Below are 25,883 nucleotides of genomic sequence, written 5' to 3'. Positions count from 1 at the left end.
GATCCCTCGTTCCTCGGGATGACAAAAATGTGGATAGTAAATGTAAATGTAAATCTTTGTCAAAGTTTTAAACTTTGACAAAGATTGGCGGTTATTTTGTAAAATATTATATTCGTACTCTTCAAAAACAAATATAAAACCAGAAGAAAGTAAATTTAAAAAATGGAGAATATCACAGTAATCATCATGTTGTTATTCGGGGTTGCATTCCTGAGTCTTTTAAGTAAAAGGTATAATTTCCCGGTTCCTATTGTATTGGTTCTTTGTGGTGTTACAATTAGTATCATTCCCGGGCTTCCGGTTATTGCATTAAATCCCGAAGTCGTTTTTATTATCTTCTTACCACCGCTTTTGTATCATGCAGCATGGTATACAAGCTGGTCTGAGTTTAAACAAACCATTCGCCCTATAACGCTTGCGGCTGTTGGGCTGGTTCTTTTTACAACAGTTTCTGTTGCAGTAGCCGTACATTATCTTATTGATGATATTTCCTGGCCGTTGGCTTTTTTACTGGGTGCGATTGTTTCACCTCCCGATGCTGTTTCGGCGACAGCCATAACAAAAGGACTAGGCTTGCATCCACGCCTTATTGCGATCTTAGAAGGCGAAAGTTTATTGAATGATGCAAGCGGACTTGTAGCTTACAAATATGCACTTGCAGCTATTACAGCGGGTAATTTTGTGCTTTGGCAGGCAGGATTAAATTTCTTTATCATGTCAACATTAGGAATTGCCATTGGTTTAGTTGTAGGGTATGCGATGAGTATCATTCATAAAAGGTTTGTGTGCGACGATGTTATCGAGGCTACCTTAACACTTTTAACGCCTTTTGCTTCTTATTTAATAGCAGAACATTTTGAATGTTCGGGAGTTTTGGCGGTTGTAACTACCGGTTTGTTTCTTTCGGCCAGATCAGGAACTATTTTTACGCACGAAAGTAGGATCATGACCAATACAATCTGGAGCGTGCTTACGAATATTCTAAACGGCTTAATCTTTATCTTAATCGGACTTCAATTGCGTCAGATTATTTCGGGAATTGGCGATTATTCTGGTCTGTCATTGTTTATTTGGGGAGCTTCTGTGAGTGCTGTGGTTATTTTAGTCCGCTTTTTATGGGTGGTTCCGGCAACATTGGTTCCAAGGTTTCTCAGTAAAAAAATCAGACAAAAAGAAGAATTCGATTATCGCAATATGATTATTTTCGGTTGGTCCGGAATGCGTGGCGTTGTATCCATGGCGGCTGCATTGGCGCTTCCGTTAACAATTAATAACGATACAGAAGTATTTCCGTTGCGAAACCTTATTATTTATCTGGTTTTTTGTGTGATACTTTCGACTTTGGTAATTCAGGGGTTGACACTTCCGTGGGTAATTAAAAAATTAAAAATTGAGCGTTATTCTATTTTAGCTGAAGAATATGAAATTCGAAATAGTATTGTTTCTCAAACTATTACACATATCGAAGATAATTTTTCTTTATTGAATGATGATTTGCTTCATAATATCAAGAGTAAATACGAAGTAAAATTTAATCGTTTGCAAAAAACAGAACTTCCGGCGAATTTCTTCGGAAAAGGAAATGTAATGGGAGGGCAGATTTTTAACGATTTTACCAAATTACAAATCGATTTACTGAATGTGGAACGCGCAAAACTGGAAACAATGCATAAATCAGGTTCTGTAAACGAGGAAATTTTCAGAAAAATAGAAAAAGAACTTGATTTGGAAGAAACGCGTTTGTGGATGGAAATGTATGAGGAGTAGCGTTTTAGATTTAGCTGTAAAATTAGACAAGTTTTATGCTAATTAGCGATAAAAATAATTCGTGTAGATTCGTGAAATTCGTGGCGTATTTAACCGCCAAGTTCGCCAAGTTTTCTATTCACTACAATATTTTACCACAGTGGAAGAGGAAAAAACACAAAGTTCGCAAAGCTTTTTCAATATGTAGCTTTGCGAACTTTGCCTTCTTTATAAGATAAAACTTTGCGTTCTTTGCGTAAAACCTTTGCGCTCTTTGCGGTAAAAAAGACTTTATCCCTTACGAACCAAAGGAATAACTTTTGTTCCAATGAATTCTATGGCGCTCATTAATTGATTGTGTGTAAGTCCTGCGTTATCCATTTGAAACGTAAATCTCGAAATACCTCCAAGCGATTCGCTATGAGTCAAAATTTTCTCGGCAACACGTTCCGGACTTCCCACAACTAAAACACCTTTATCGTCAATTAAACCATCAAATTTATCTTTTGTTACAGGTGGCCAGCCGCGTTCCAGTCCTAATTTTGTCCAAAGCTCGGCGTAACCCGGATAATATTCTTCGATTGCTTTTTCGGTAGATCCTGAAACATAACCCGGAGAATGCAAACCTACTTTTAATTCTTCCGGTTTATAACCGGCTGCTTTTCCGGCTTCACGATATAAATCGATCAACGGGCGAAAACGATACGTTTGTCCGCCAATAACGGCCACCATTAAAGGCAAACCAAGCGATCCTGCACGTACAAAAGATTCGGGAGTTCCGCCAACTCCTAGCCAGATTGGTAATTTTTCCTGTAAAGCTCTCGGGTAAACGGGCAGGTTATTTATTGCAGGACGGAATTTTCCTGACCAGCTTACAAATTCATTGTCACGAATTTGTAACAACAACTCTAATTTCTCTTTAAAAAGGGTATCATAATCATTCAGATTAAATCCAAAAAGGGGATATGCTTCAATAGAAGATCCGCGGCCTACGACGATTTCGGCCCTTCCTTTTGAAACTAAATCTAAAGTAGCAAATTCCTGATAAACCCTAACCGGATCTGCAGCGCTTAAAACACTTACAGCACTTGCCAATCGTATGTTTTTTGTTCGCGCAGCCGCCGCACTCAATATTACAGCTGTAGCCGAATCTAAAAATTCTTTTTTATGATGTTCTCCAATTCCAAAAACATCAAGGCCCACCTGATCGGCAAGCTCAATTCTTTGAAGCAATTGCTCCATAGCATCAACACTACTAAGCGTATTATTGTCGCCATACATTGCCGAAGCAAAACTGTCTATTCCTATTTCTATCATTTAGTAAAGATATTAAATTCTCTTTTAAACACGAATTTCACTAATTAACACAAATTTAAATTAGTGAAAATTAGTGAAATTTGTGTTTTATAAAATGCTACTGTTTCACAATATGAATTGCTTTACTGCTTTCATTATTTTTAATAAAATAGACTCCAGAAGCCTGATCAGAGATGTTAATCAGATTTCCTGTTCCTTCCTGAATTTTAGCTCCTGATGAGGAATAAATTTTCCATTCCATTTCCTTTGAGAGATGATAAACTCCTTTTGAAGGATTCGGGAAAACGATTACTTTTTTTGAATCTTCTGATGGGAAATCAACATCAAGAGTGCAACTATGAACCATATAAGTAATCTCTTTTTTGTTATTTCCTGCCGTATTAGTCACGGTTAAAGAAACGGTTTTGTCGCCTTCTGTGCCATATAATATAGTATGTGGTCCAACTCCGGTTGCGGTTGTTGGTGTTGCATTTTCGCCAAAATTCCAGAGATAAGTATCCACTGTACCAATCGAAACAGAGGTAAAAGTAACCGCACTATTGATACATCCCATTGATTGATTAACTTCAAAATCAGCAATCGGAGTTGTTGCATTTCCTGATAATGAAAATTCCATTTTGTTCACGTTAACGTCGGCTTCATCAAACCAAAGCGTGATCACATGAACGCCCTGAGTTAACGGAATATTTGGAATGGTAATCGTTTGCCATGCCTGAAAACCGGTTGTATTAGGAACCGCAAATCGACCGGAAACATTTACACCATCAACCTCAATATGAAGTGCTTTATTATTGTATGGTGTTGCAACTCTTAGTTTTACGTCATAATTTCCGGTTGTGTTTACTTTTGCTGTATATTTAAGCCATTCGTTTTTAGCTACATACGAAATATTAAATCCGCCTTCGTTACAAACTTCGGTTCCTACGCCGTCTCCTGCTCTGTAAGCCATGTCTCCACCGCCATTACTGTCAAAAAAAGCAGAAGGTCCAATATCATAGTTTTCAGCTTCAATAAGTCCTGGAATTTGTGCAATTAATCCTTGGTATGGTGCAGAAGGAAGCGCTGTTGCTGTATAAAATGCGGTATAAGTTATGGTTCCCGTTACTGGTGCCTGAAAATTCTGGTTTACAGTTCCGCCCTGACTCCAATGATCAAAATCATATCTAATATTACCAGCATATTGTGGAGTTGGCGCATTAAGTGTTTGTAGTTTTGCATTGGCTACAACTTGTTTGGTCGAAGGTGCAGTAACCGGTTTTTGATTGAATTCTAAATTAAGTAATGCTGGAGAACTTGTTACGGTAACATCAACCAAATTGGGTTTTATGTCAACAAATTTTGTTGCGGTTAAGCCGTTGCTGTCGGTTACTTTTACGGTAAACCTGTACCAAACGTTTGGTGTTTTTTCACCTTGATTGGATGCCACAAATGTTCCTGATTTCACCCCTTGCGGGCTTGCACCGGGATGTGAATGTCCGGCTCCGGGAATATCTTCGTGAAAAAGATCCATACTCCATGAAAATGCACTTGCAGGCAATACGCCATCTTCAATATCTGTTGCTGTAGCTTCAAAATTAACAACATCATCAGCATTCCATTTTAGGGTGGCTAACGGAAATTTAAGATCTACGGTTGGTGTATTACTAAACGGTGTTACCGTAAGTGTTGCCGGATTACTCGTTATGTTTCCTGCAGTATTAGTTACAATAACTTTGTATTGTCCTGCATTTGCATTGGTTACATTTGCAATCGTATAACTGGCAGCCGTTGCTCCGTTGATATTTACATTATTAAATTGCCATTGATACGTTTGTCCCACGCCGCTTGCCGTAACTTCAAAAGTAACCGGTTTTGTGGCCATTATAGTTTGTGATTGAGGATGATTGACAATAGTTGGCGCAGCAGTTTCGATATAATCTAATTTGATTAAAGAACCGTTATTTCCGTAAGCGCAGTAATAAATATAGCCGTCGTTGCCTAGCATCATTCCAAGTGCCTGCTGTTGCGGAGCTTCGTAAAATTCGGTAGAAACCGGATCTTCAACATTGGGATCAAAAGACCGAATGGCATTTCGAACAAAATCCTTAATGATAAATTTGCCTGCAAGATTAGGATAACGCGGCGTCGTTGGGTTGTATAAAAGTCCGTTTGTTAATGCATTTCCAATAGTTCCGGTTCCGTAAGTAAATATGGGATTGGTAAACAAATTCGTTTCCGTTTGTTTTCCGTCACCGCCCTGAGGATGTCCCCAGGCATAATTACGAATTGTTGGATTGCTGATTTCGTTGATTTCTTCCCACGAAGTTCCAACATCCAAAACAAATAATTTATTGGCTGTTGTATTTGGTACCAATCGCCACGGATTTCTAAAACCGTAAACCCAGATGCTTTGTCTTTGTATAGAACCGCTTCCGTAAAAAGGATTTCCGGGTGCTGGCAATCCGTTTTCTGTCAAACGTAAAATTTTTCCTTTATAAGTATCTAAATCCTGCGAGTTTGTATTTTGCTGACTATCACCAACAGTTACATACAAAAATCCGTTAAAGAATTTTAAATCTCCACCGTTATGAAATCCACCTCCAATAGGTTCTAACAATAAAATTTCCTGTCTCCCTAAAACCTGATTGGCTGCATTGATTTGTATTCTTTCAATTCGGTGTCTGATTACACCTGCATCATCAATAGAATAAAAAACATAAATGTAACCGTTTGTAGCAAAATCAGGATGCAATGTAAGTCCAAGAAGTCCTTGTTCAGCATCTGTAACAGTAGTAACAGTAAAAACGGTTGAAACAGCATTGTTTTGAAAAACCTTGACAATTCCGCCTCTTTCAGCAATAAAAATCCGACCGTCTGAAGATTGTTCTAATGACAAACCTTCTTTAATAACCGCCGTAGGAGCGAGGGTTTCTGTAATGTACTGGCAATTTGCCTGCCATGAAATCAGTAAAAAGAAAGCATAAATGAATAGCGGCTTTAATTTTTTCATCTGATTTAATCTAAGATGTAAATTTTTTTCATAAGTTATTTTTAGTAGATTGTGGTAAAGGGGCAATCAAAATTAACATTTTTTTTACTACTAAACCTATTTTTTGTTTGATAAAGTATTTAGCTACTGAATGGGTGTAAGGAACTAGTAAGCAATGGGTTATAATTAAATAATTTGCAAAAATTATTATTTATTTTAAGATTTTTAATAAATTTGATGTAGCAATTTCTAGCCAATAACCATTATGGGAAAACTCAAGCGACCGGTTTATCTGAAACCGGGTACTGATGATTTTTTTAAAATGCTGCAACAAGAAGTGAAAGAAACCGTTTTAAAAAATTCATCATTATATCTGGTTAATATATTTAAGTCACTAGGACTTTTAATGCTCTTTTTTCTGTTTTACTCTTGTGTGTTGTTATTTGGCAATAGCACGCCATTACTTTTCCTTTTTTATATTTTATGCGGCATCACGATGATCGTACTTTTTATAAATGCATTTCACGATGCAGCGCATGGTGCGTTGTTTAAAAAAACAAAACATAATGAATGGTTTACGTATTCTTTAGAACTTTTTGGAAGTAATCACTGGCTTTGGATACGACGGCATATAGGTCTTCATCATGCTTATCCAAATGTTCCGGATTGGGATATTGATATTAAACAGAGCGACATTATCAGGATTTTTCCAACCAGTCCGTTGTTCAACTATCACAAATACCAACACATTTATATGTGGTTTATTTATCCGCTTTATAGTTTGAATTGGATTTACATTCGGGATTTTAAAGACTTTTTTGGAAAGAAAGACAATTATATAAAGAAAGTAGTTGATCAGATTCCGAAAAAAGAAATCTATATGTTATTTGCAGCAAAAGCATTCAATCTTTTCTATTTGCTTTTTATTCCGATGATGGTTTTAAATCAACCTTGGTACATTGTTTTAGGCGCTTGGTTTGCAATGCATTTATGCGGAAGCATGTTAGGCGTAGTTGCTTTGGTATCAACACACGTAGACGAAGATGCTAATTTTCCTGTAACAGATGAAGAAGGAAATCTTTCTGCAACCTGGGCATTACATCAAATGATTGTTACCAAAGATTTTAGTACAAATAGCAAACTGGCTAATTTTTTATACGGTGGATTCACACATCACGTGGCCCATCATCTTTTTCCGGGAGTTGGTCATACGTATTATCCTTACATCACACCAATTATAAGGCGTTATGCTCAGGAATATGATCTTCCTTATACTTCTTATCCTTTTTACCATGCGGTGCGATCGCATTTTAGAATGCTAAAAAATAAAGGTGTAAAAGAAAATATTTTGATGACGGGAGAAATATAAGCTCAAATTATAAAGACAATTTTTTACATTCTTCTTCCAGAATGCCAAAAATAAGTGTGGGCGGTTTTTTCCATTTTTTGATAGTTTCATCTTTGAGTAAAGGATATTGTGAACTAAAACCACCAATATCACCCGAAGCCAAACCAATAATGATTGTGTTAATTTTTTGATGTCTAAAGTTACATTTAACCTCTCACACATTTTATCAATAAAATTTGTTTTTATGTAGTTAACTACGTAGTTTTGTATTGTAAAAAAATAAAAGATATGAAACCGTTAATTATTCCCATCCAAAATGAATATTCAGAAGCTGCAATAGATTTAATATTAAACATTCAGCAGAAAGAATTTAATGTTCCGATTACCATACAAGACCAGCCGGATTTATTAAATATAAAAGATTTTTATCATGCCGGAGGCGGAGGTTTTTGGGGCGCTTTTGTAAATGATGAATTGGTAGGAACTATTGCTTTAATAAAGTTTGATGAAAAAGAAGCAGCCATTAGAAAAATGTTTGTAAAGAAAGAGTATCGCGGAAAAGAATTCTCGATTGCCCAAAAATTATTAGATACTTTAATTCAATATGCTAAAGAAAACGAAATCGATGACATATATTTGGGAACCATTTCTAAACTAGAAGCGGCTTTGCGTTTTTATGAGCGAAATCATTTTGTTGCCATCGAACAGGAATTGCTTCCGGAGAAATTTCCGTTAATGAAACCAGACCATGTTTTCCGTCATTTACCTTTAAAATAAGAAGAATGAATATAATAGATGAATCAGGAATTTTAGCCCTTTCAACGCGATTGCAGCGTTTGAGCGAGCAATTGCGTAAAGACGGAGCTTTGCTTTATAAAGAATACGGAATTGACTTTGAACCCAAATGGTTTCCTGTAATTTATACATTATATCATAAAGAAGTTTTAAGCGTTGTTGAAATCGCCAACGAAATTGGTTACACACATCCTTCGACCATTAGTTTATTGAAAGAATTGGAAAAACAAAAACTTATTAAATCTAAAAAAGACAAGATCGACGAACGTAAAAGATTACTTCAGTTAACCCCAAAAGGGCAGGAGCTTATCGAAAAAATGAAACCCGTCTGGTCTGTAATGACAACTATTTTAAGTGATATTGCTGATAATCAAAACAACTTACTTCAGGCTATTAACGAAGCCGAAAACAAGATATTGCACCAGAGTTTTTTGCAGCGGGCTTTGCAATTGAAGAGTGAGAAGGCACAATAAACTATTTTAAAATATTTATTTTTGTAAGTTTTGTATTATATTTTTTAAAAATATATTATCATTGCATAAAAAAAGCTTTGATAAATATTGAAAATTACGATACTACCTTTTCAATAAAAAATTCTATTGTTCAATACCTTTTTGAAAGTTCTGGGCAAAAGAAGCTTATTAAGGGAGTTCAATATTCTAAATTTGAAACTAAGAGTGGAGAAACTGTATATAATTTAGGTTTTGGAGATTATGATTCTGAAACCAAAGGAATATTTGATAGAAAAAGTAGTAATAATGGTGATGCAAGGAAGGTGTTTAATACAGTTTTGAATACAATTCCTAAATTTTTAAAAGAATTTCCAGATTTTCCCATTTTCATTCAAGGAAGTGATAGTCATAATTCATTTGAAGAAGAATGTAGAAGTTCTTGTTCTAAAAATTGTAATATAATTTGTAAAAATAAGGACAGAAGAATTAGAACATATATTCATTTTTTAGATAAAAAAATTAAAGTTTTTTCAAAAGATTACACATTTTATGGATTTGATGAAAAGAAAAAAACGTTTGTTGAGTATGAACCCAAAAATAAATATACAGCAATACTCGTTTATAAGAAAAAATAGATAATTTTGTATAATTCCAAGATTTATGGTTATGAGAAACGAAGAAAAAATAGTGACAAAATTAAATGTAATCCCTATGTCTAAAGCTACTGAGAAGAGACTTTCTAAAGTTTTGGATGAAATTAAAGGGAAAGATTTATTTCCGGAAAAAACGGAATTTGCAAAAAAAACATTGCAAAACGTAAAATTACCTATGTAAATTCTTAGTTAAAATATAAAAAAAGCGATCTCGAATAGATCGCTTTTTTATTGATATTTGTAGAAATTATTTTAACTAATACAATGCTTTTCATTGAAAAAAATCCCAATATACAATCAAAGTCCCGAAGCCGTTGGCGGTATTTTTGTTGCCTATCATTCTGCTGAAGATTTAGCCCGTTTCGATGATAAATTAGAGGTGCATCGGGATGATTTTTTTATTTTTTGTACTTACCAAAGGGCAGGCGGTTTTGAAATGTGATATGATTGATATCGAAATAAATCCTATTAATGTAATGATGATAAAACCGCTTCAAATTCATCACGGGCAGGATGGTTCAACAGATGCAGCGGGATATTATATAGGCGTAGCACCATTTCTTATTCCAAATAACTGTATTGAAATTTTTCAGAATCTAAAAATTGCAGAACAACTCAATACCATTGATCCGGCGTACCGGGAAGAACTTTTAGATACCATTGATTTACTGCATCGTTCTTTTAAAAGCTCAAATCCTAATAGAACACAGATCATTAACGGTCTTTTTAATGCCTTAGTTTATAATTTAGCGAATATATATTCAGGCTCAAAAAATGAGGTAAAGGAATTAAAAAACCAATCAGGATTAATTTATGCCAATTTCAAAAAACAGCTTTCAGAAAATAGTTTTTTGGAAAGCCCTTCTTATTTTGCAAAGAAATTAAATATTACTACCTCACATTTAAATGATTGTGTAAAGGCTTCATCGGGAAAATCGGTTACGTACTGGCTGCAAAATGCTATGATTACCGAAGCACAAAGATTATTGTATTATACTGAAAACGAAGTAAAAGAAATAGCTTTTATGTTAGGATTCGAAGATCATACTTACTTTTCAAGGTTATTTAAGAAAATTACGGGCGTAACGCCACTTGCATTTCGGAAAAAATTCCGTGAATAGTCCAATCATCTCCATTTCTTATGCAATGTATTTTTAATGTTTTAGCTTCAATTTTGAATTGAAATTTAAAACATATAAATTATGAATTCTATGCCCAAAATTATTGGTGATTTTATGGAAGTAGCTTTTAGCAATAAAATTTGCAAAGTAAAAGTTACTACAGTAGAAATGCCAAGTCTTAATATAAAAATAATCGCATTCAAAGGTGTTTTTCCTCATGTAAAATTTAAAATCGGACAAGCAATTGTCATCAGAATAGATGAAACCAATTACCGAAATTACACGCCAAGCAAATGGAATAGCAAAACAGGAACTTTCGAAGTGATTTTTCATATTCATAACAATGGTCCTGGAAGTGAATGCATTAAAAACTTACAACCAAATGACCAGATAACGGTTGGTTTACCGAGAGGTTTTACTGTTTTTAATACAGCGGCTAAATATCATTTCTTTTTTGGAGATGAAACCTGTATCAGCGTTTTTAATAGTATGAAAGACGAAATTAACCGCTCTGAAAATAATTATTTAGGCATTTTAGAATTAGATACAGAATCGACAGAAGTACCGAAAAAATTAGGACTCATTACAGACATCGTGCAAAAATCAGTAAACAAAGCAGAATTTGCTATACAATCGCTTCACAACTTAGACACTGAAATTTGGAACTTATGGAAAGACGGTCAATTTTATTTGTTGGGAAATGCGAAATCAATTCAGGCTTTTAGAAAAGCGTTAAGAGAAAAAGGTGTTTCGAACAAGAATATTTATACCCAGCCGTATTGGGCAGAAGGGAAGGTTGGGCTTTGAGATTTTTAGCTTTTGAATTTAACCGCAAAGGGCACAAGGATTTACGCAAAGTACACAAAGAAAATAAACTTTGCGCCCTTGCGACTTTGCGAGCCTATTTCGCACCAGCTTAAAAAAACTTAGCGAACTTAGCGTAAAACCTTTGTGCCTTTGCGGTAAAATCCTTCAATGTTATAATTTAAATTGATATTTAATTATCTTTATAAAATAAAATTATAAGCAATGACCATTCAGCAATTAAAATATATCGTAGCCTTAGACGAAGAACGCCATTTTGCAAGAGCCGCCGAAGTTTGTATGGTAACACAACCCGGACTTACGATTCAGTTAAAAAATCTCGAAGAAGAAATCGGAATCAAGATTTTTGATCGCAATAAAGTACCGCTTACGCCAACGTTACTGGGAATTGAAATAATCAATAAAGCCAAAAAGATTCTCCGTGAAGCCGATGAAATTCGAGATTTTGTGGTCAATGAAAAAAATCTGTTGGAAGGAGAATTAAAACTTGGTATTATTTCGACTTTATCGCCATATCTGATTCCGTTGTTTATTAATGCGATGAGAGAAGCGACGCCAAAAGTACGTTTCATCATTCGGGAATCGAATACGGGACAATTGATGAAAGATTTAGAAACCGGTGCCATTGATGTCGCAATTATGGCAACGCCTACAGGAAATACGAATTTAATAGAACATCCTATTTTTAAAGAGCCTTTTGTGGCCTATTTGAATGAAACCCATCCAATGGCAAACAATGATTTTTATGAATTACAGCCCGGAGATAAAACTGAATTATTGTTGCTTCATCACGAATTCTGCTACAACGCACAGCTTTTAGACATTTGCGGATTAAAAAATTCAGACAAAATAAAAGAGCAGTTTACGTACGACATCAGTTCGATCGAAACCCTAAAAAATCTCGTTCGCGCACAATTGGGTTTTGCTATAATTCCACAGCTTTCGGTTATGAATGAATCGGCAAGCGGACTTTTTAAACCCTTTAAAGAACCAATTCCGGTAAGGGAAATCAGTTTGGTAGTTTCAGATTCGTTCTCAAAGAAATTACTCTTAGAAAAAATGAACGAAGCCATTTGGAATTGCCTTCCGGATTCCCTCAAAAAAGATTTCGCTTATCGAAAAATTCGTTGGAACGACTCGCCTTATTTTGTGAAAGAAGTCAGCAAATTTTCATGAAATTCCAATCCCGAGGTGTCTGGATAAAATTCCAAATTCCAATTTTTAAAAAGAAATTACAAATACAAAAATTCCAAATTCCAAATCTGTTGCGATTGGAATTTGGAATTTATCCTATTGCACATTTTAGGCATCTTTGTCAAAGTTTAAAACTTTGACAAAGATTTTAGGTAACAATAATCTCAATTTAAAACTCCTAGTTTGGAATTTGGAATTTAAAAAGATTGGAATTTAATTTCTAGAAGCTTCAATAATCACATTAGCAACTTTTACCGGCTGAGACATAAAAACCACGTGACTTCCTTTTATCTCTGTAATTTTTGTATTAGAACGTTTGTACATCGCGCGTTCGATATCAGGGTTGATGCTTTTATCTTCTGTAGCAACAATTCCGTAAGAAGGTTTGTCTCTCCAGGCTGCTTTTGTAACAGGAGTTAAAAAACCTTTTGCGTGAAAAGCACCTTGCGAAGCATACATAAATTCAGCTTGTTCCTTACTGATATCTGCAGCAAAACCCGCATGATATTTCGCTTTATCGTAATATACGATTCCTTTTTCGTCTACAGGCAATACACCGTTTTCTGGAGCAGGAGGCGCAGTTTGAAGCCATTGTACAGTAGTTTCTCCGTTATCAGGCTGTAAAGCTGCGATGTAAACCAATGCTGCTACTTTTGGGTGATTTCCGGCTTCAGTAATTACAGTTCCGCCCCAAGAATGTCCAACCAAAACAGTTGGTCCGTCTTGTTTGTCAAGCGCAAGATTTGTTGCAGCAACATCATCTTCCAAAGAGCTTAACGGGTTTTGAACGATAGTAACATTGTAACCTTTTTTAGTCAAAACTTCGTAAAGTGCTCTGTATCCAGAACCGTCTGCGAAAGCACCGTGAACCAATACTACATTTTTAATTTTTGGAGTGACAGTTTTAGCCTGCGCATTAACATTTACAGCAGTAAATAATAAACTTAAGATCAAAGCGGCGAACAAGAAATAACGATTCAATTGTTCTTTTATATATAGTGTTTTCATATGTTTTAATTTTAGATTGTTTTTAAATTCCAATTTTTTTAAATCCCAAATTCCAAATTGAAATCCAGGCCGAAATAACTTTAACAAAATTGGAATTTGGAATTTTTTATAATTGATATTTATTATTTAATTGGCATTTGGAATTTAAATATTGGAATTTAGTTTAAAGTAACAGATAACGTAATTTCAGTATTTAACAATTTTGAGATTGGACAAATTTCTTTTGCTTTTTGAGCAGTTTGCTGAAAATCTTCTGCAGAAATTCCAGGTACTTTTCCGGTCAATTCTAATTGAATTAAAGTGATGGTTCCGTCTTCGAAAGTAACTTTTGCTACAGTATCTAAATCTTCCGGAACAAAACCGGCTTCAGAAAGTAAAAAGCTCAATTGCATGGTAAAACAGCCAGAATGTGCCGCTGCGATTAATTCTTCAGGATTTGTACCTACACCTTGCTCAAAACGGGTTTTAAAAGATAATTGTGCTTCGTTAAGCGTTGTACTTTGTGTACTAATGGTTCCTTTTCCTTCCATTCCTGTACCTTTCCAGTTTGCGTTTGCTCTTCTTGTAAATTTCATGATTTCTATTTTTTAAAGTTGTTTTTAATTATTTCAAATCAGTTGTTTGATTTTGATGAAGCAAAGGTATGGCGAAGGTGTTTATTAATCAAATTAATAATTTTTAAGGGTTATTAAAAATATTTATAAAGTTTAGGTAAGCCCTATATTCATAGGTTATAATTAAATATTAAAAGCAGAATAATGTAAAACATATTTTTATGGAGTTTATGGCTTTCCTCTTTCCCCTTAAGTATATATTCAATACTTTAGCACTCATAATAAATTCAAACAATAATTGCTTAATGGCAGCCGAACAAAAACAAAAATTAGAACAACAACTCTGGAATATCGCTAACACACTTCGTGGGAAAATGGATGCTGATGATTTCAGGGATTACATATTAGGTTTTATTTTCTACAAATACCTGAGTACAAAAATGGATTTGTATGCTAATGAAATATTGAAACCAGACGGTTTGACTTTTCAGGAAATCGATGGACATGCTGACGAAGCTTTATTGAAGCAGGAATTAAAATCATTGGCGATTGACAAACTCGGCTTTTTCTTAGAACCATCTGAATTGTTTTCTGAATTGGCACGAAGAGGAAACGCAGGAGGAAAAAACAATTTTATTTTAGGCGATTTAGCAAAAGTACTTACCCATATTGAGCAAAGTACAATGGGTACTGAAAGTGAAGAAGATTTTGGAAATTTATTTTCTGACTTAGATTTGACTTCTCATAAACTAGGAAAATCAGAATCTGATAAAAACGAATTGATTGTAAAAGTACTTGTGCATTTGGATGAAATTGATTTTGATTTAGAAAATGTCGACAGCGATGTTTTGGGAGATGCCTACGAATATCTAATTGGAAAATTTGCTAGTGGAGCGGGAAAAAAGCAGGTGAATTTTATACGCCGCAACAAGTCAGCAGTATTTTGGCACAATTGGTAACCGTTGGAAAAGACAAACTTAAAAGTGTATATGACCCTACTTGTGGTTCAGGTTCATTATTGTTACGTGTTGCCAAAGAAGTAAAAACTGTAAATGCTTTTTACGGGCAAGAAATGAATCCTACGACGTACAACTTATGTCGTATGAATATGATTATGCACGATGTACATTACAAACGTTTTGATATTAAAAACGAAGATACTTTAGAACGACCACAACATTACGATATGCGTTTTGAAGCTATTGTTGCTAATCCTCCTTTTTCTGCAAATTGGAGCGCAAGCCCTTTGTTTATGAACGACGAACGTTTTTCTGCTTACGGAAAATTGGCTCCAAGTAGTAAAGCCGATTTTGCTTTTGTACAACACATGGTGCACCAGCTTGACGATAACGGAACAATGGCAGTTGTCCTGCCTCACGGTGTTTTATTTCGTGGGGGTGCCGAAGGACACATACGTGAATATTTGATAAAAGAAAAAAACTACTTAGACGCTGTAATTGGTTTACCTGCCAATATCTTTTATGGAACCAGTATACCAACTTGTATTTTGGTTTTGAAGAAAAAAGGGAGAATCCAAATAACGTTTTGTTTATTGATGCCAGCCAGCATTACGAAAAAGTAAAAACCCAAAATATATTGCGTACAGAGGATATTGATAAAATTATTGACGCTTACAAAAACCGCGCAACAGAAGAAAAATATAGCCATCTCGTAGAGACGCAATTCATTGCGTCTCAAGATTACAACCTGAATATACCTCGATATGTAGATACTTTTGAAGAAGAAGATGCAATAGATTTGAAAGCGATAACTGCCGAATTGCGAGAATTAGCAGTGCTTGGTAAAACTACGGATGAAACAATCGCTGATTTTTGTGATGAATTAGGAATTGAAAGACCATTTTAATGAGTGCAGTAACTTTACATAATATAGAAAAGATAGTACTTGCTCCTAAATTGAGATTTAGAGAGTTTGAAGAAGAATGGGAATTGAAAAAATTCGGGGATTTTACAACAAATAAATCTGGAAAATTCAATCCAGCAAAAGAAAATTCTTTTACTAAATGTATTGAAATGGAACATATAGCTCAAGAATCGGGTAAGTTACTTGGCTTTATTGATGGAAGAAATTTGGGAAGTATAAAAAACAAATTTATTGAAGGTGATATTCTATTTGGTAAGTTGAGGCCTTATTTAAGAAAATATCTTGAAGCTCCTTTTGCCGGTGTATGTTCTTCTGAAATATGGGTATTAAAAGGAGTAAACGTAGCTAATCCTTTCATTTATCAAATCGTGCAGTCTGATAAATTTATTGAGTTAGCAAATCAGTCTAGTGGTTCAAAAATGCCACGTGCAGATTGGAATGTTGTAAAAAATGGTCTTTTCTCTATTCCAGCCCTCCCAGAACAACAAAAAATAGCTTCTTTTTTATCTGCACTCGATAAAAAAATACGGCAACTTTCCCGCAAAAAAGAATTATTAGAACAATACAAAAAAGGCGTAATGCAACAATTGTTTTCTGGTAAATTGCGGTTTAAAGATGAGAATGGTAAGGATTATCCGGATTGGGCGGAGAAAAGTTTCTTCGATCTTTTTTTAGAAATACTTGATTTTAGAGGAAGAACTCCACTGAAAATTGGAATGGAATGGGGTGGTAAAATATTGAGTTTGTCGGCAAATAATGTTAAAAATGGATATATTGATATAAATGCAGAAGGAAATATGGGTTCAGATGAACTTTATCAGAAATGGATGGGCAAAGTAAATCTTGAAAAAGGTGATATTGTTTTTACAATGGAAGCTCCACTAGGTAAAGCACTTCTTATTCCTGATAATCAAAAATATATTTTAAGTCAAAGAGTTGTAGGTTTTAAAACAATTGAAGAAGTTAGTAATCTATTTTTAATTCAATTAATTTGGGGGAGAAAATTTCAAAGTGATATAGAAAAACTTTCAACTGGTTCTACGGCTAAAGGGATTAATCAAAAATCTTTAAAAAAAGTAAAAATAGCGCTTCCATCCCTTTTAGAACAACAAAAAATAGCCAATTTTTTATCAAGTATCGATACAAAAATAGCAAGTACCAATAAACAAATTACCCAAACACAAAAATTTAAAAAGGGTTGTTACAGCAAATGTTTGTGTAATTATGAATAGAAAAATTATAGACTATATAGTTGTAGAAGTTAGGAAAGCTAATTATGAGGAAAACCAATATTATTCCCAACCAAATAAGAGAAATGGTCTAAAGTTAGCTTTGACTCTAAAAAATATAGAAGATGAAATTGTAATCCAGGAAAACAAAAAAATACTTCTTGAAGAAGAAATTAAATACGTTGATACTCTTTTGCAAACAGTTAAAGATTTTTCAACTTATAAAGTAAGTATAGACGAAATTTTATTTTATAAAGCAAAATACAATAATTCACATCCCCTAGAATATTCACGCAATTTAGAGGATGGCTATAAAGCAGAATTCTCTAAAAAAATTAAAAACCATCAAGGAAACATCGTAGCTATTGCTAAAAAAATTGCTGAAGCAAAAAATGAAATACAGAAGCTAAAAATTGAAGAAAGTGCACTTTTAGATAATAATCAAAATCTCGATTTTGAAACTTTTCGTACCGATTTTGAAAAAAGTGTCATCTATTATTTAGAAAAAGGATATGAACTTCAAGGTGGCGTGTCAATCGCAAGGAAAGACTCTTTTGATTTTGTATATTGTCAGGCAATGGTTAAATACGAGGAATAGGGGAGAATAAAGTTGTACTTAGAGCTTTTGAATTATTGCTAGATTGCAGTGAAGCGTATTAAATAGGACTTATTCCGACTTACGAAGCAGATGTTATTAAATTTGAAGGAAAAACAGATTTTGATATTCATTTTCTTTGCTGGGAAAAAGTTCATGATTTTTGCTTAAAAGAAGAAAAATTAGAAAAAGTGGTAGATATTTTTAAATTTAATAAAGGGCAAATTTTTTAATAAGAAAATTAAATTATATTCTATGAGTCATCAATCCGAAGCTGTCTTAGAAAATAACTTAATCAAGCAATTGATTGATTTAAAATATTCATCTGTAAAAATTGTCGATGGAGAAGCTTTGGTTTCTAATTTAAAAAATCAGTTAGAAATTTTTAATGAAACTACTTTTACAGCAAAAGAGTTTGATGCAATTTTGAATCATTTAGCCAAAGGAAATGTTTTTGAAAAAGCCAAAACGCTTCGTGATCGTTTTCAATTGACTAAGGAAGATGGTACTTCTTTTTATGTTCGTTTTTTTAATACTGAAGATTCAAGTCAAAATCTATATCAGGTTACAAATCAAATAAGTTTAGAAGGGAGTTATAAAAATCGTTTTGACGTAACTTTATTAGTCAACGGTTTGCCTTTGGTACAAATAGAGTTGAAACGCTCTGGAATTGAAATTAAAGAAGCTTTCAATCAAATCAATCGCTACCAAATGCATTCCTTTTGGAGCAATCACGGTTTATTTCAATACGTGCAATTGTTTGTTATTAGCAATGGTGTCAACACCAAATATTTAGCGAACAATAAATTACAATCTGTTAAGCAAACCTTCTTTTGGGCAGATGTCAATAATAAAAATATCACGGAATTACCTGCGTTTACTTCTGCCTTTCTGAATCCTGTTCATTTGGGTAAAATGATAGCGCATTATATCGTAATTAACGAAACCCACAAAGTAATGATGGTGTTGCGTCCTTATCAATATTTCGCAACAGAAGCTATTATATATCAGGTTAAAAACTCTAGTGACAATGCTTACATTTGGCATACAACTGGTTCTGGAAAAACATTAACTTCATTTAAAGCAAGCCAAATTTTGATGGAATTGCCAGAAGTTTATAAAGTTGTTTTTGTAGTTGATAGAAAAGATTTGGATTATCAAACTATGAACGAATTCAACGCTTTTAAAAAAGACAGTGTTGATGTTACTGATAATACACAATCCTTAATCAGGCAATTAACTGATAATACAAAATTGGTATTAACTACTATTCAGAAATTAAACAATGCTGTTTCAGAACGTTTTAAAGGAAACATTGAACCTTTGAGACATAAGAAAATCGTTTTTATTTTTGATGAATGCCACCGTTCTCAGTTTGGAGAAACTCACGAACGCATTACAAAATTCTTTGAAAAAAGCCAATTAATAGGTTTTACAGGAACACCCATATTTGCAGAAAACGCTTCTAAAAATGATTTAGGAAAACGAACTACTAAAGATTTGTTTGGCAACTGTTTGCATAAATATGTGATTACCGATGCAATTCGTGATCAAAATGTATTACGTTTTGGAATTGAATATATTGGTAAATACAGAAACAAGAGCAATACTTTTATAGATATTGAAGTCGAAGATATCGACAAGCAAGAAGTTTTAGATTCGCAAAAAAGAATCAATAAAATTGTTGACTATATTATAGCTTATCACAATCAAAAAACATTTAGCAGAGAGTATTCGGCACTTTTAGCGGTAAGTAGTATTGATAATGTGATTCAGTACTACGATCTTTTTCAGCAAAAGAAAGAAGCGGGAGAACACGATTTGCGTATTGCAACTATTTTTACATACGGTACTAATGAAGATTCAGACGAAGCACAAGATTTTCTTCCTGCTGATGAAGTAGATTTTGATGTTTTGGCAGAACCACGAACTCTTTATGAATCCAGTCATACAAGAGACAAACTCGAAAAATACATTGGCCATTATAACGCAATGTTTGGCACGAGTTTTACAAACAAAGACAGTTCGTCATTCGAAAAATATTTCCAGAATATAAGTAAACGATTAAAAAACCGTGAAAAAGAAAATTTCAACAATGACCAAGATCGCTTGGATATCGTCATTGTTGTCAATATGATGCTTACCGGTTTTGATGCCAAGAAAGTGAATACGCTTTATGTCGATAAAAACCTAAAGCAACACGGCTTAATACAAGCTTACTCACGAACAAATAGAATTTTAGGAGAACAGAAGTCGCAGGGAAATATTTTGTCCTTCAGAAATCTTAAAAAGGCAACAGACGATGCAATTACTTTATTTTCGAATAAAGATGCAATAGAAGTTGTTACTATGCCTGATTATGAAAAGATAGCAGAGAAGTTTGATGAAGCATTAAAACTGTTGAGAGAAATTGCACCAACTTCTCAAAGCGTAAGTTATTTAGAAAATGAAGAAGAAGATGCGCAATTTGTACAAGCTTTCAGGAAATTAATGCGAGCCATGAATGTGTTGCAATCCTACTCTGATTTTAATTGGGAAGATTTACTGATTGATGAGCAGGAATTTGAAGACTACAAAAGCAAATATCTTGACTTGTACGAAAAAGTAAAACAAGACAATCAAAAACAAAAAACTTCTATACTTGACGACATTGATTTTGAATTAGAATTAATTCATAGGGATCAAATCAACGTTGCTTACATTCTGAAATTATTAGCACAATTGAAAGGAGCTAAAACTCCTAATGCAGCTGCGACACAAAGAAAAGCTATAATTGATTTATTAGGTGGCGATATTCAATTAAGAAGTAAAAGAGAGTTAATTCAAAAATTCATTGATGAGAATATACCTCATATAAAAGATGGTGATTCTATCGAAGATGAGTTTGAAAAATTCTGGCAAGATCAAAAAGTTTTAGCATTAGGAAAACTCTGTGAAGAAGAACATTTAGATAAAGCACAATTCAAATCTTTAATAGATGCTTATATATACAGTGGTCGAGAACCTATAAAGGATGAAGTTTTTCAATGTTTAGATAACAGACCTAGCATTTTGCAGGCAAGAGTAATTGGCGATCGTATAATTGCAAAAATGAAAGAGTTTGTAGATGTTTTTGTTAAAGGAATGATGGCTTAAAAGATTTAAATAAAATAATGCGAGAAATTCTCGTTATATTTTAAATTTCATTCTCAAAACTGTAAGAAAATTTTAATATTTTAGCATAAAAAAACAGTTGAACAACATCGATATTTATGAAACCAATTTATCAATAGAAAGTACTATTGTTCAATATCTTTTTGAGAGTAAGGGCGAAAAAAGCTGATAAAAGCCGTTCAGTATTCGGGGTTTAAAACGCAGACAGGTTTGATTATGTATAATCTGGGTTTTGGCGATTATGATTTTGAAACCAAAAGTATTTCAGACAACGAAAGCAGTAATAATGGCGATATGCGAACCGTGTTTAATACGGTTTTAAATACAGTGCCAAAATTTTTTCAGGACAATCCGGGATTTCCTATTTATGTGCAGGGCAGTGACAGCTCCGATTTGTTTGAAGAAGAGTGCCGAATTTCGTGCTTTAAAAACTGCGATGAAGCTTGTAAAAACAGAAACCGAAGAATAAGAATCTATACGTATTTTGTCAATAAACACTTTGCAGCGCTATCAAAAGAGTATCTCTTTTTTGGATATGACGAACAAAAAGAGACCTTTGTTGAATATGTTCCGCAAAATAATTACATCGCTGTACTGGTTTATAAAAAAAATAGATAATTTTGTATAATAATTGACGTTTGTATTAATAATCAATTAAATAGGAGAGTGATGGAAAATAAAAAAGTCGATAAAGTCACAAAAATCATTTCTATGTCAACTGCAACCAAGAAAAAATTTCGAAAGTAGCAGACGAGATAAAAGGGAGAGATTTGTTTACAGATAAAATTGAACTGGCTAAAAAAACGTTACAGAATTTAAAATCATTACCCATTTAGATTTCTGTTCTTTATAAAAATAAAAAAACGAGATTATTTCTTTTTAGAGATAGTCTCGTTTTTATTTTTTTAAACCGCAAAGTTCGCAAAGCTATATATATTTAATCGTGCGAAGTCGCAAAGAAAATTAAACTTTGGGTCTTCGCGATTATAGGTAGGTATTTTCACTTGGACTTTCGTTTTGTCCAATAGAATTTCCGTCGTTTTCAGCACAACTTAAGTTTGATGAAGAAGTTTCAGGCAAATCATCCCAATGACCCCAATCTCCTTTATAGGCTTTGCGATAGGTAAAATCATTGTTATAAGCTACACAAATTTCGCTGTGTAATGAATCTACTTTGTGAATTTCGCTATGTTTTATTGACTTTTCCATGATTGTTTGTTTAGATACGCCAAAAGTACAGCAGTAGTTGCCTTTAGATTTATATATAAACCCGGAATAGTTATGTAATTCACATGTTGTTAGTTGTTTATCGATAAATATCACTAAATTTTTTCAGGATTTAAATAGATTTTAAGATATTAAATTCCATTATAAAGTATTTTACTTCATGTATTAGTCTATAATGAATAGAAGATCCTTCTTTAAGGTTCCCAAGAAATATGATAAAGTCAGCAGGAAATAGCTCCATAAAAAAACGAGACCATTTCTCCTAAAAGAAACAATCTCGTTTTCATCAGCATAAAAAATCAGAAATATAAATTACCCGTGAGCCGCTACAGAAACATCAGCCCATTCTTCCCAGGTTGCTAGTTTTTGCGCGTAAACATGTTTGGCTAATGGCAGCGCCACTTTTCCTAAAAACAGGCGTAAAGGTGGGTTTTGAGCATCAACCAATTTAAGGATGGCAGGTACCGTAAATTCCGTTTTTCCGAAAGTATCAGGATCATGTCCTTCTGCAATGGCTTTTCTCATTCCTTCATAATCATCGATGATTTCGCTGTTGAAACCGTTACCCCAAATATCTGTAAAATAGCCATTTGGTTCTACCAAAGTAACATTGATTCCGAATTGTTTTACCTCTTGAGCCAAAGTTTCAGTAAGACCTTCAACGGCAAATTTAGAAGCGTTGTAAAGACCTAAATTTGGTAAAGTTGCGATTCCTAAAATAGAAGAAACCTGAATAATATGTCCGCTTTTTTGGCTTCTCATAATTGGTAAAACCGCTTGAGTTAGCCAAAGAGTTCCAAAGAAATTCGTTTCAAATTGTGCTCTTGCTTCACTTTCGCTTGCTTCTTCTACCGCTCCGTTTAAGGCATAACCGGCATTATTGATTAATACATCAATTTTCCCGAAGTGTTGTTTTACTTTTTCTACTACTGCAATCGATTCTTCGCGATTGTTTACGTCTAATTTAAGCGGTAAAATGGCATCGCCATATTTTGCTTTTAAATCGTTTAGTGTATCAATATTTCTGGCTGTTGCAGCTACCTGATATCCTTTTTCTAAAAATGCTTCTGTCCAGGCTTTTCCAAATCCTTTTGATGCTCCTGAAAGTAAAATTGTTTTTGACATGATTTCTAAATTTTTAATTGTTAATTATTAATGGTGAATTGTAAATTTTGTTTAATCGTTTATTTGTTTAACTGTGTATTTGATTTTTGATATTGATTTTTAAAAATGACTGATCGGTCATTTTTTGGATAAAAAAAGTTAATAGCTTTTTCTTCAATCATTTCTTTTAGTGTTCTAATAATCACTTTCATTTTATCGTTGCTTCCGGACGTTCTCGAAATAAGATTCCCGCCTTCTAGCATGGCAAAAATTATTGTTGCAAAGTCTGAGGCATTCCAATCTGGTTTAAATTCGCCGTTGGCAATTCCTTTATTGATGCTGTTTTCTAATATCTGCTGTGTAAATTTAATTCCCCCGTTTACTTTTTCTTTTACAATAGGGTTGGTGTCATCAGCTTCCATTCCAAAATTCAAAAGAGGACAACCGCCTGTAATTGGTGGATTTAGTGGGTTATTAAAAAAATCAATATAAATGAACAATTCTTCTTTTGCCGTTTTAGCTTTACTGATCGCAGCCAGGATTTTATCACCCAAAACCTTCATGTTATGATCTACGGCAGCGCAGGCCAAAACTTCTTTGTTTTCAAAATGAACATACATACTTCCCTTTGAGAGTTTGGTAGCCTCCATAATATCGCTCATAGCTGTTGCTGCAATCCCTTTTACATTAAAAATAGGGGCGGCTTTTTCTATGATAAATTGTCTGGTTTCTTCTCCCTTAGACATGATTTTATATTTGTTCGTTTGAATTACAATGCAAATATATGACCGATTGGTCATAAAAAACAAATTTATTATGATTTATTTGTGATTTTCATCGTAGATAGATTTTTGTGACGAAGTTTTTTGCCACAGATTTCGCAGATTAGAAAGATTAATTTATATGTGCTAAATAGCCACGAATTCACGAATAATTGCGTATATAATTATAAAAAATTCGTGAATTCGTGGCTAAAAAAATCTATGTTTCTATGTATTAAATAAATTACACAAAGGCTTATTTATCAGATTCTAAAACCTTTTTTACCACATTGGTTTTAAATAAATTAGAGTAGGCGCGGGCAATTAATCGGGTTTGTGCTTCGTTCCAGATTTCACATTGTACGTTTACAAATTGTCGGCCTTTTTTTATGATTAATGTTTTGGCTAAAATAGTATCACCCACATGAGCCGGAGCAAAATAATCTACGTTTAAGTTTATGGTGGTGTAAAAGTTTTCTTCATCCAAAGAAAATAAAGTAGCACCAATACAATCATCTGCAATAGCAGCCGTAACGCCTCCGTGTAATGATTTTATGGGGTTCGACATTTCTTCTCTTACCACATATTTAAAAGTTACCGTTCCTTCTTCGGCAACCACTACTATAGGTTTCATCCAAAGCATAAAAGGCGAGGGAGAAGCCGTAAATTCTCTATCAAGGTGATCTTGTAATACTTGTAATCTAGTTTTTCTTTCCATAATTGTTATTTATTATTTGCAAAATGTTAGATGTAAAAATGAAAATGAAAATGTAGTTTGTGTTTGACATTTACTTCTATATTTTACCTCTAACTGTTTTTATACTGATCGGTATATTTTTAATTTAAAAAAAGTTACTCTAAGTCATTAATAATTTTATTTAGTGAAACCATAATCGTTGGTAAATTGTTAAAATTCCCGGTCACTTTTGCAATCATAACAGCGCCTTCGATAATGGCGATAAAAGTTAGGGCAATTTGTTCGGGATTAATTTCTTTGGCTTTAAATTCGCCAACAAGAATGCCTTGCTCAATAAAGTATATGAGTTTTTCTTTCCACCAAAGAAGCGCTCTTTCCACATATTTTTTAAGAATCGGATGTGTATCATCAGCTTCGGTAGCCGTATTCAAAATCGGACAGCCGCCGCTTGTAACTTTTAAATCATAATAATTAGAATACAAACGCGGATAAACCATTAATTTGTCTTTAAAGGTTTTTTGTTTCTCAATTTCATTGGCAAAAGTATCCTGCAGTTTTTTGATATTGTATTTAAAAGCAGCTATTGCCACTTCGTCTTTATTTTCAAAATTGCCATAAATACTCCCTTTTGTAAGTCCGGTAGCATCAGTAATATCACTCATAGAAGTACCGCTATATCCTTTTGTGTTAAAAATAGGCGCAGTTTTTTCTATAATAAATTGTTTGGTTTTTTCGGCTTTACTCATAATAAAATGATTTGAAAGCACAAATATATACCAATCGGTATAATTTTAAAGCCTTTTTAAAAAGAAATAAATTTTAAACTCTTTCTCTTTGATTTTTAATATGTTCCCGATGAGAAATTCCCCACTTGATCATCTCCGTTATAATTGGTCCAAAAGATTTGCAGTAGTCGGTTGATTCATAAAGTATAGGAATCTTTGCATCACGATCTTCAGTTCTTTTTACGAGATTATTCGATTCCATATCTTTCAATTCTTTCGAAAGCATGCGCGAAGTAATTCCGGGAATACTTTGCAGAATTTCTGTAAAACGCGTATTGCCATTACAGATAGAATTGATGATGGGCAATTTCCATTTCCCGCCCAAAACATATATTGTATCCTGAAGCGCCTGAAACTCTTCTTTCTGATTTCTAGCCATGCTGTTTGTTTTTCAATAAAAGTATAAAAAAGATTTTATTTTTATTTTAAACCATATAAGTGATATAAGTAAATATAAGAGCAAACCT

At 33.7% G+C, this 25,883-nt stretch carries 24 protein-coding genes and 1 pseudogene; 15 read left to right on the top strand and 10 right to left on the bottom strand.

The features are described 5' to 3' along the window. Nucleotides 1-162 precede the first annotated feature (162 nt). Nucleotides 163-1,767, top strand: a complete 1,605-nt coding sequence (locus tag ACZZZT_RS17430) for a Na+/H+ antiporter (protein ID WP_463461330.1) — start codon at nucleotides 163-165, stop codon at nucleotides 1,765-1,767. A gap of 270 nt (nucleotides 1,768-2,037) precedes the next feature. Here ACZZZT_RS17430 and ACZZZT_RS17425 read toward each other — a convergent pair whose 3' ends face one another. After that, nucleotides 2,038-3,060, bottom strand: a complete 1,023-nt coding sequence (locus ACZZZT_RS17425) for an LLM class flavin-dependent oxidoreductase (protein WP_463462458.1) — start codon at nucleotides 3,058-3,060, stop codon at nucleotides 2,038-2,040. 100 nt (nucleotides 3,061-3,160) lie between these two features. After that, on the bottom strand, nucleotides 3,161-6,052 hold the full coding sequence (locus tag ACZZZT_RS17420) for a PQQ-dependent sugar dehydrogenase (RefSeq protein ID WP_463461329.1): 2,892 nt from the start codon (nucleotides 6,050-6,052) through the stop codon (nucleotides 3,161-3,163). A 244-nt stretch (nucleotides 6,053-6,296) separates the two neighbouring features. Between ACZZZT_RS17420 and ACZZZT_RS17415 the strand changes: the two genes are divergently transcribed. The 9 genes from ACZZZT_RS17415 to ACZZZT_RS17375 all read left to right on the top strand — a co-directional run bounded on the left by ACZZZT_RS17415 (nucleotide 6,297) and on the right by ACZZZT_RS17375 (nucleotide 12,401). After that, nucleotides 6,297-7,400, top strand: a complete 1,104-nt coding sequence (locus ACZZZT_RS17415) for a fatty acid desaturase family protein (protein WP_463461328.1) — start codon at nucleotides 6,297-6,299, stop codon at nucleotides 7,398-7,400. Nucleotides 7,401-7,667: 267 nt separating this feature from the next. Continuing rightward, on the top strand, nucleotides 7,668-8,156 hold the full coding sequence (locus tag ACZZZT_RS17410; protein WP_463461327.1) for a GNAT family N-acetyltransferase: 489 nt from the start codon (nucleotides 7,668-7,670) through the stop codon (nucleotides 8,154-8,156). A 5-nt stretch (nucleotides 8,157-8,161) separates the two neighbouring features. Next, nucleotides 8,162-8,647, top strand: coding sequence for a MarR family winged helix-turn-helix transcriptional regulator (locus ACZZZT_RS17405; RefSeq protein ID WP_463461326.1), 486 nt, complete (start codon nucleotides 8,162-8,164; stop codon nucleotides 8,645-8,647). Nucleotides 8,648-8,724: 77 nt separating this feature from the next. After that, entirely contained in the window at nucleotides 8,725-9,261 is a 537-nt protein-coding gene (locus tag ACZZZT_RS17400) for a DUF6934 family protein (protein WP_243396806.1), read from the top strand. A 31-nt stretch (nucleotides 9,262-9,292) separates the two neighbouring features. After that, nucleotides 9,293-9,460 carry a hypothetical protein gene (locus tag ACZZZT_RS17395; RefSeq protein ID WP_159438460.1) on the top strand — a complete coding sequence of 56 codons (168 nt, stop codon included), beginning with the start codon at nucleotides 9,293-9,295 and terminating at the stop codon, nucleotides 9,458-9,460. Between the two features lie 93 nt (nucleotides 9,461-9,553). After that, entirely contained in the window at nucleotides 9,554-9,721 is a 168-nt protein-coding gene (locus ACZZZT_RS17390) for a hypothetical protein (RefSeq protein ID WP_463461325.1), read from the top strand. A gap of 1 nt (nucleotide 9,722) precedes the next feature. Continuing rightward, nucleotides 9,723-10,400: a helix-turn-helix domain-containing protein gene (locus ACZZZT_RS17385; RefSeq protein WP_463461324.1), complete on the top strand. Its 678-nt coding sequence runs from the start codon at nucleotides 9,723-9,725 to the stop codon at nucleotides 10,398-10,400. 81 nt (nucleotides 10,401-10,481) lie between these two features. Further along, nucleotides 10,482-11,207 carry a siderophore-interacting protein gene (locus ACZZZT_RS17380; protein ID WP_463461323.1) on the top strand — a complete coding sequence of 242 codons (726 nt, stop codon included), beginning with the start codon at nucleotides 10,482-10,484 and terminating at the stop codon, nucleotides 11,205-11,207. A 222-nt stretch (nucleotides 11,208-11,429) separates the two neighbouring features. Next, nucleotides 11,430-12,401, top strand: a complete 972-nt coding sequence (locus tag ACZZZT_RS17375; protein WP_073393892.1) for a hydrogen peroxide-inducible genes activator — start codon at nucleotides 11,430-11,432, stop codon at nucleotides 12,399-12,401. Nucleotides 12,402-12,632: 231 nt separating this feature from the next. Here ACZZZT_RS17375 and ACZZZT_RS17370 read toward each other — a convergent pair whose 3' ends face one another. Together ACZZZT_RS17370 and ACZZZT_RS17365 are read right to left on the bottom strand one after the other, a co-directional pair. Continuing rightward, entirely contained in the window at nucleotides 12,633-13,427 is a 795-nt protein-coding gene (locus ACZZZT_RS17370; protein WP_463461322.1) for an alpha/beta hydrolase, read from the bottom strand. Between the two features lie 158 nt (nucleotides 13,428-13,585). Next, nucleotides 13,586-14,002 carry an OsmC family protein gene (locus tag ACZZZT_RS17365; RefSeq protein WP_042564539.1) on the bottom strand — a complete coding sequence of 139 codons (417 nt, stop codon included), beginning with the start codon at nucleotides 14,000-14,002 and terminating at the stop codon, nucleotides 13,586-13,588. A 284-nt stretch (nucleotides 14,003-14,286) separates the two neighbouring features. Between ACZZZT_RS17365 and ACZZZT_RS17360 the strand changes: the two are divergent. From ACZZZT_RS17360 to ACZZZT_RS17340, 5 genes and pseudogenes are all read left to right on the top strand, one after another. Then, nucleotides 14,287-15,847: pseudogene (locus ACZZZT_RS17360) on the top strand (type I restriction-modification system subunit M). Beyond that, nucleotides 15,847-17,097 carry a restriction endonuclease subunit S gene (locus tag ACZZZT_RS17355; RefSeq protein WP_463461321.1) on the top strand — a complete coding sequence of 417 codons (1,251 nt, stop codon included), beginning with the start codon at nucleotides 15,847-15,849 and terminating at the stop codon, nucleotides 17,095-17,097. Before ACZZZT_RS17360 ends, ACZZZT_RS17355 begins: the two are co-directional and overlap by 1 nt. Further along, entirely contained in the window at nucleotides 17,090-17,692 is a 603-nt protein-coding gene (locus tag ACZZZT_RS17350; RefSeq protein WP_463461320.1) for a hypothetical protein, read from the top strand. The genes ACZZZT_RS17355 and ACZZZT_RS17350 overlap by 8 nt, the downstream gene beginning before the upstream one ends. Nucleotides 17,693-17,944: 252 nt before the next feature. Beyond that, nucleotides 17,945-20,824, top strand: a complete 2,880-nt coding sequence (locus tag ACZZZT_RS17345) for a type I restriction endonuclease subunit R (RefSeq protein WP_463461319.1) — start codon at nucleotides 17,945-17,947, stop codon at nucleotides 20,822-20,824. A gap of 183 nt (nucleotides 20,825-21,007) precedes the next feature. Next, nucleotides 21,008-21,460: a DUF6934 family protein gene (locus ACZZZT_RS17340; RefSeq protein ID WP_463462457.1), complete on the top strand. Its 453-nt coding sequence runs from the start codon at nucleotides 21,008-21,010 to the stop codon at nucleotides 21,458-21,460. A gap of 366 nt (nucleotides 21,461-21,826) precedes the next feature. Here the strand turns inward: ACZZZT_RS17340 and ACZZZT_RS17335 are convergent, their stop codons facing one another. The 6 genes from ACZZZT_RS17335 to ACZZZT_RS17310 form a co-directional block, all read right to left on the bottom strand. Further along, entirely contained in the window at nucleotides 21,827-22,051 is a 225-nt protein-coding gene (locus tag ACZZZT_RS17335; protein ID WP_463461318.1) for a hypothetical protein, read from the bottom strand. Nucleotides 22,052-22,381: 330 nt separating this feature from the next. Then, entirely contained in the window at nucleotides 22,382-23,194 is an 813-nt protein-coding gene (locus tag ACZZZT_RS17330) for an SDR family NAD(P)-dependent oxidoreductase (protein ID WP_463461317.1), read from the bottom strand. Between the two features lie 59 nt (nucleotides 23,195-23,253). Continuing rightward, nucleotides 23,254-23,919 (bottom strand): TetR/AcrR family transcriptional regulator, encoded by a 666-nt coding sequence (locus ACZZZT_RS17325; RefSeq protein WP_463461316.1) that lies wholly within the window; start codon nucleotides 23,917-23,919, stop codon nucleotides 23,254-23,256. A 271-nt stretch (nucleotides 23,920-24,190) separates the two neighbouring features. Continuing rightward, a complete protein-coding gene (locus ACZZZT_RS17320) occupies nucleotides 24,191-24,652 on the bottom strand; it encodes a PaaI family thioesterase (RefSeq protein WP_042564548.1) in 462 nt (153 codons plus the stop codon). A gap of 134 nt (nucleotides 24,653-24,786) precedes the next feature. Continuing rightward, the gene (locus ACZZZT_RS17315) at nucleotides 24,787-25,377 is read right to left on the bottom strand and encodes a TetR/AcrR family transcriptional regulator (RefSeq protein ID WP_463461315.1); all 591 of its coding nucleotides are present in this window, start codon (nucleotides 25,375-25,377) and stop codon (nucleotides 24,787-24,789) included. Between the two features lie 73 nt (nucleotides 25,378-25,450). Then, entirely contained in the window at nucleotides 25,451-25,795 is a 345-nt protein-coding gene (locus tag ACZZZT_RS17310) for a winged helix-turn-helix transcriptional regulator (protein ID WP_042564550.1), read from the bottom strand. Nucleotides 25,796-25,883: the final 88 nt, after the last annotated feature.

The sequence above is a fragment of the Flavobacterium sp. AC274 genome (assembly GCF_979258275.1).
This window is presented reverse-complemented; position numbering and strand designations above follow the sequence as displayed.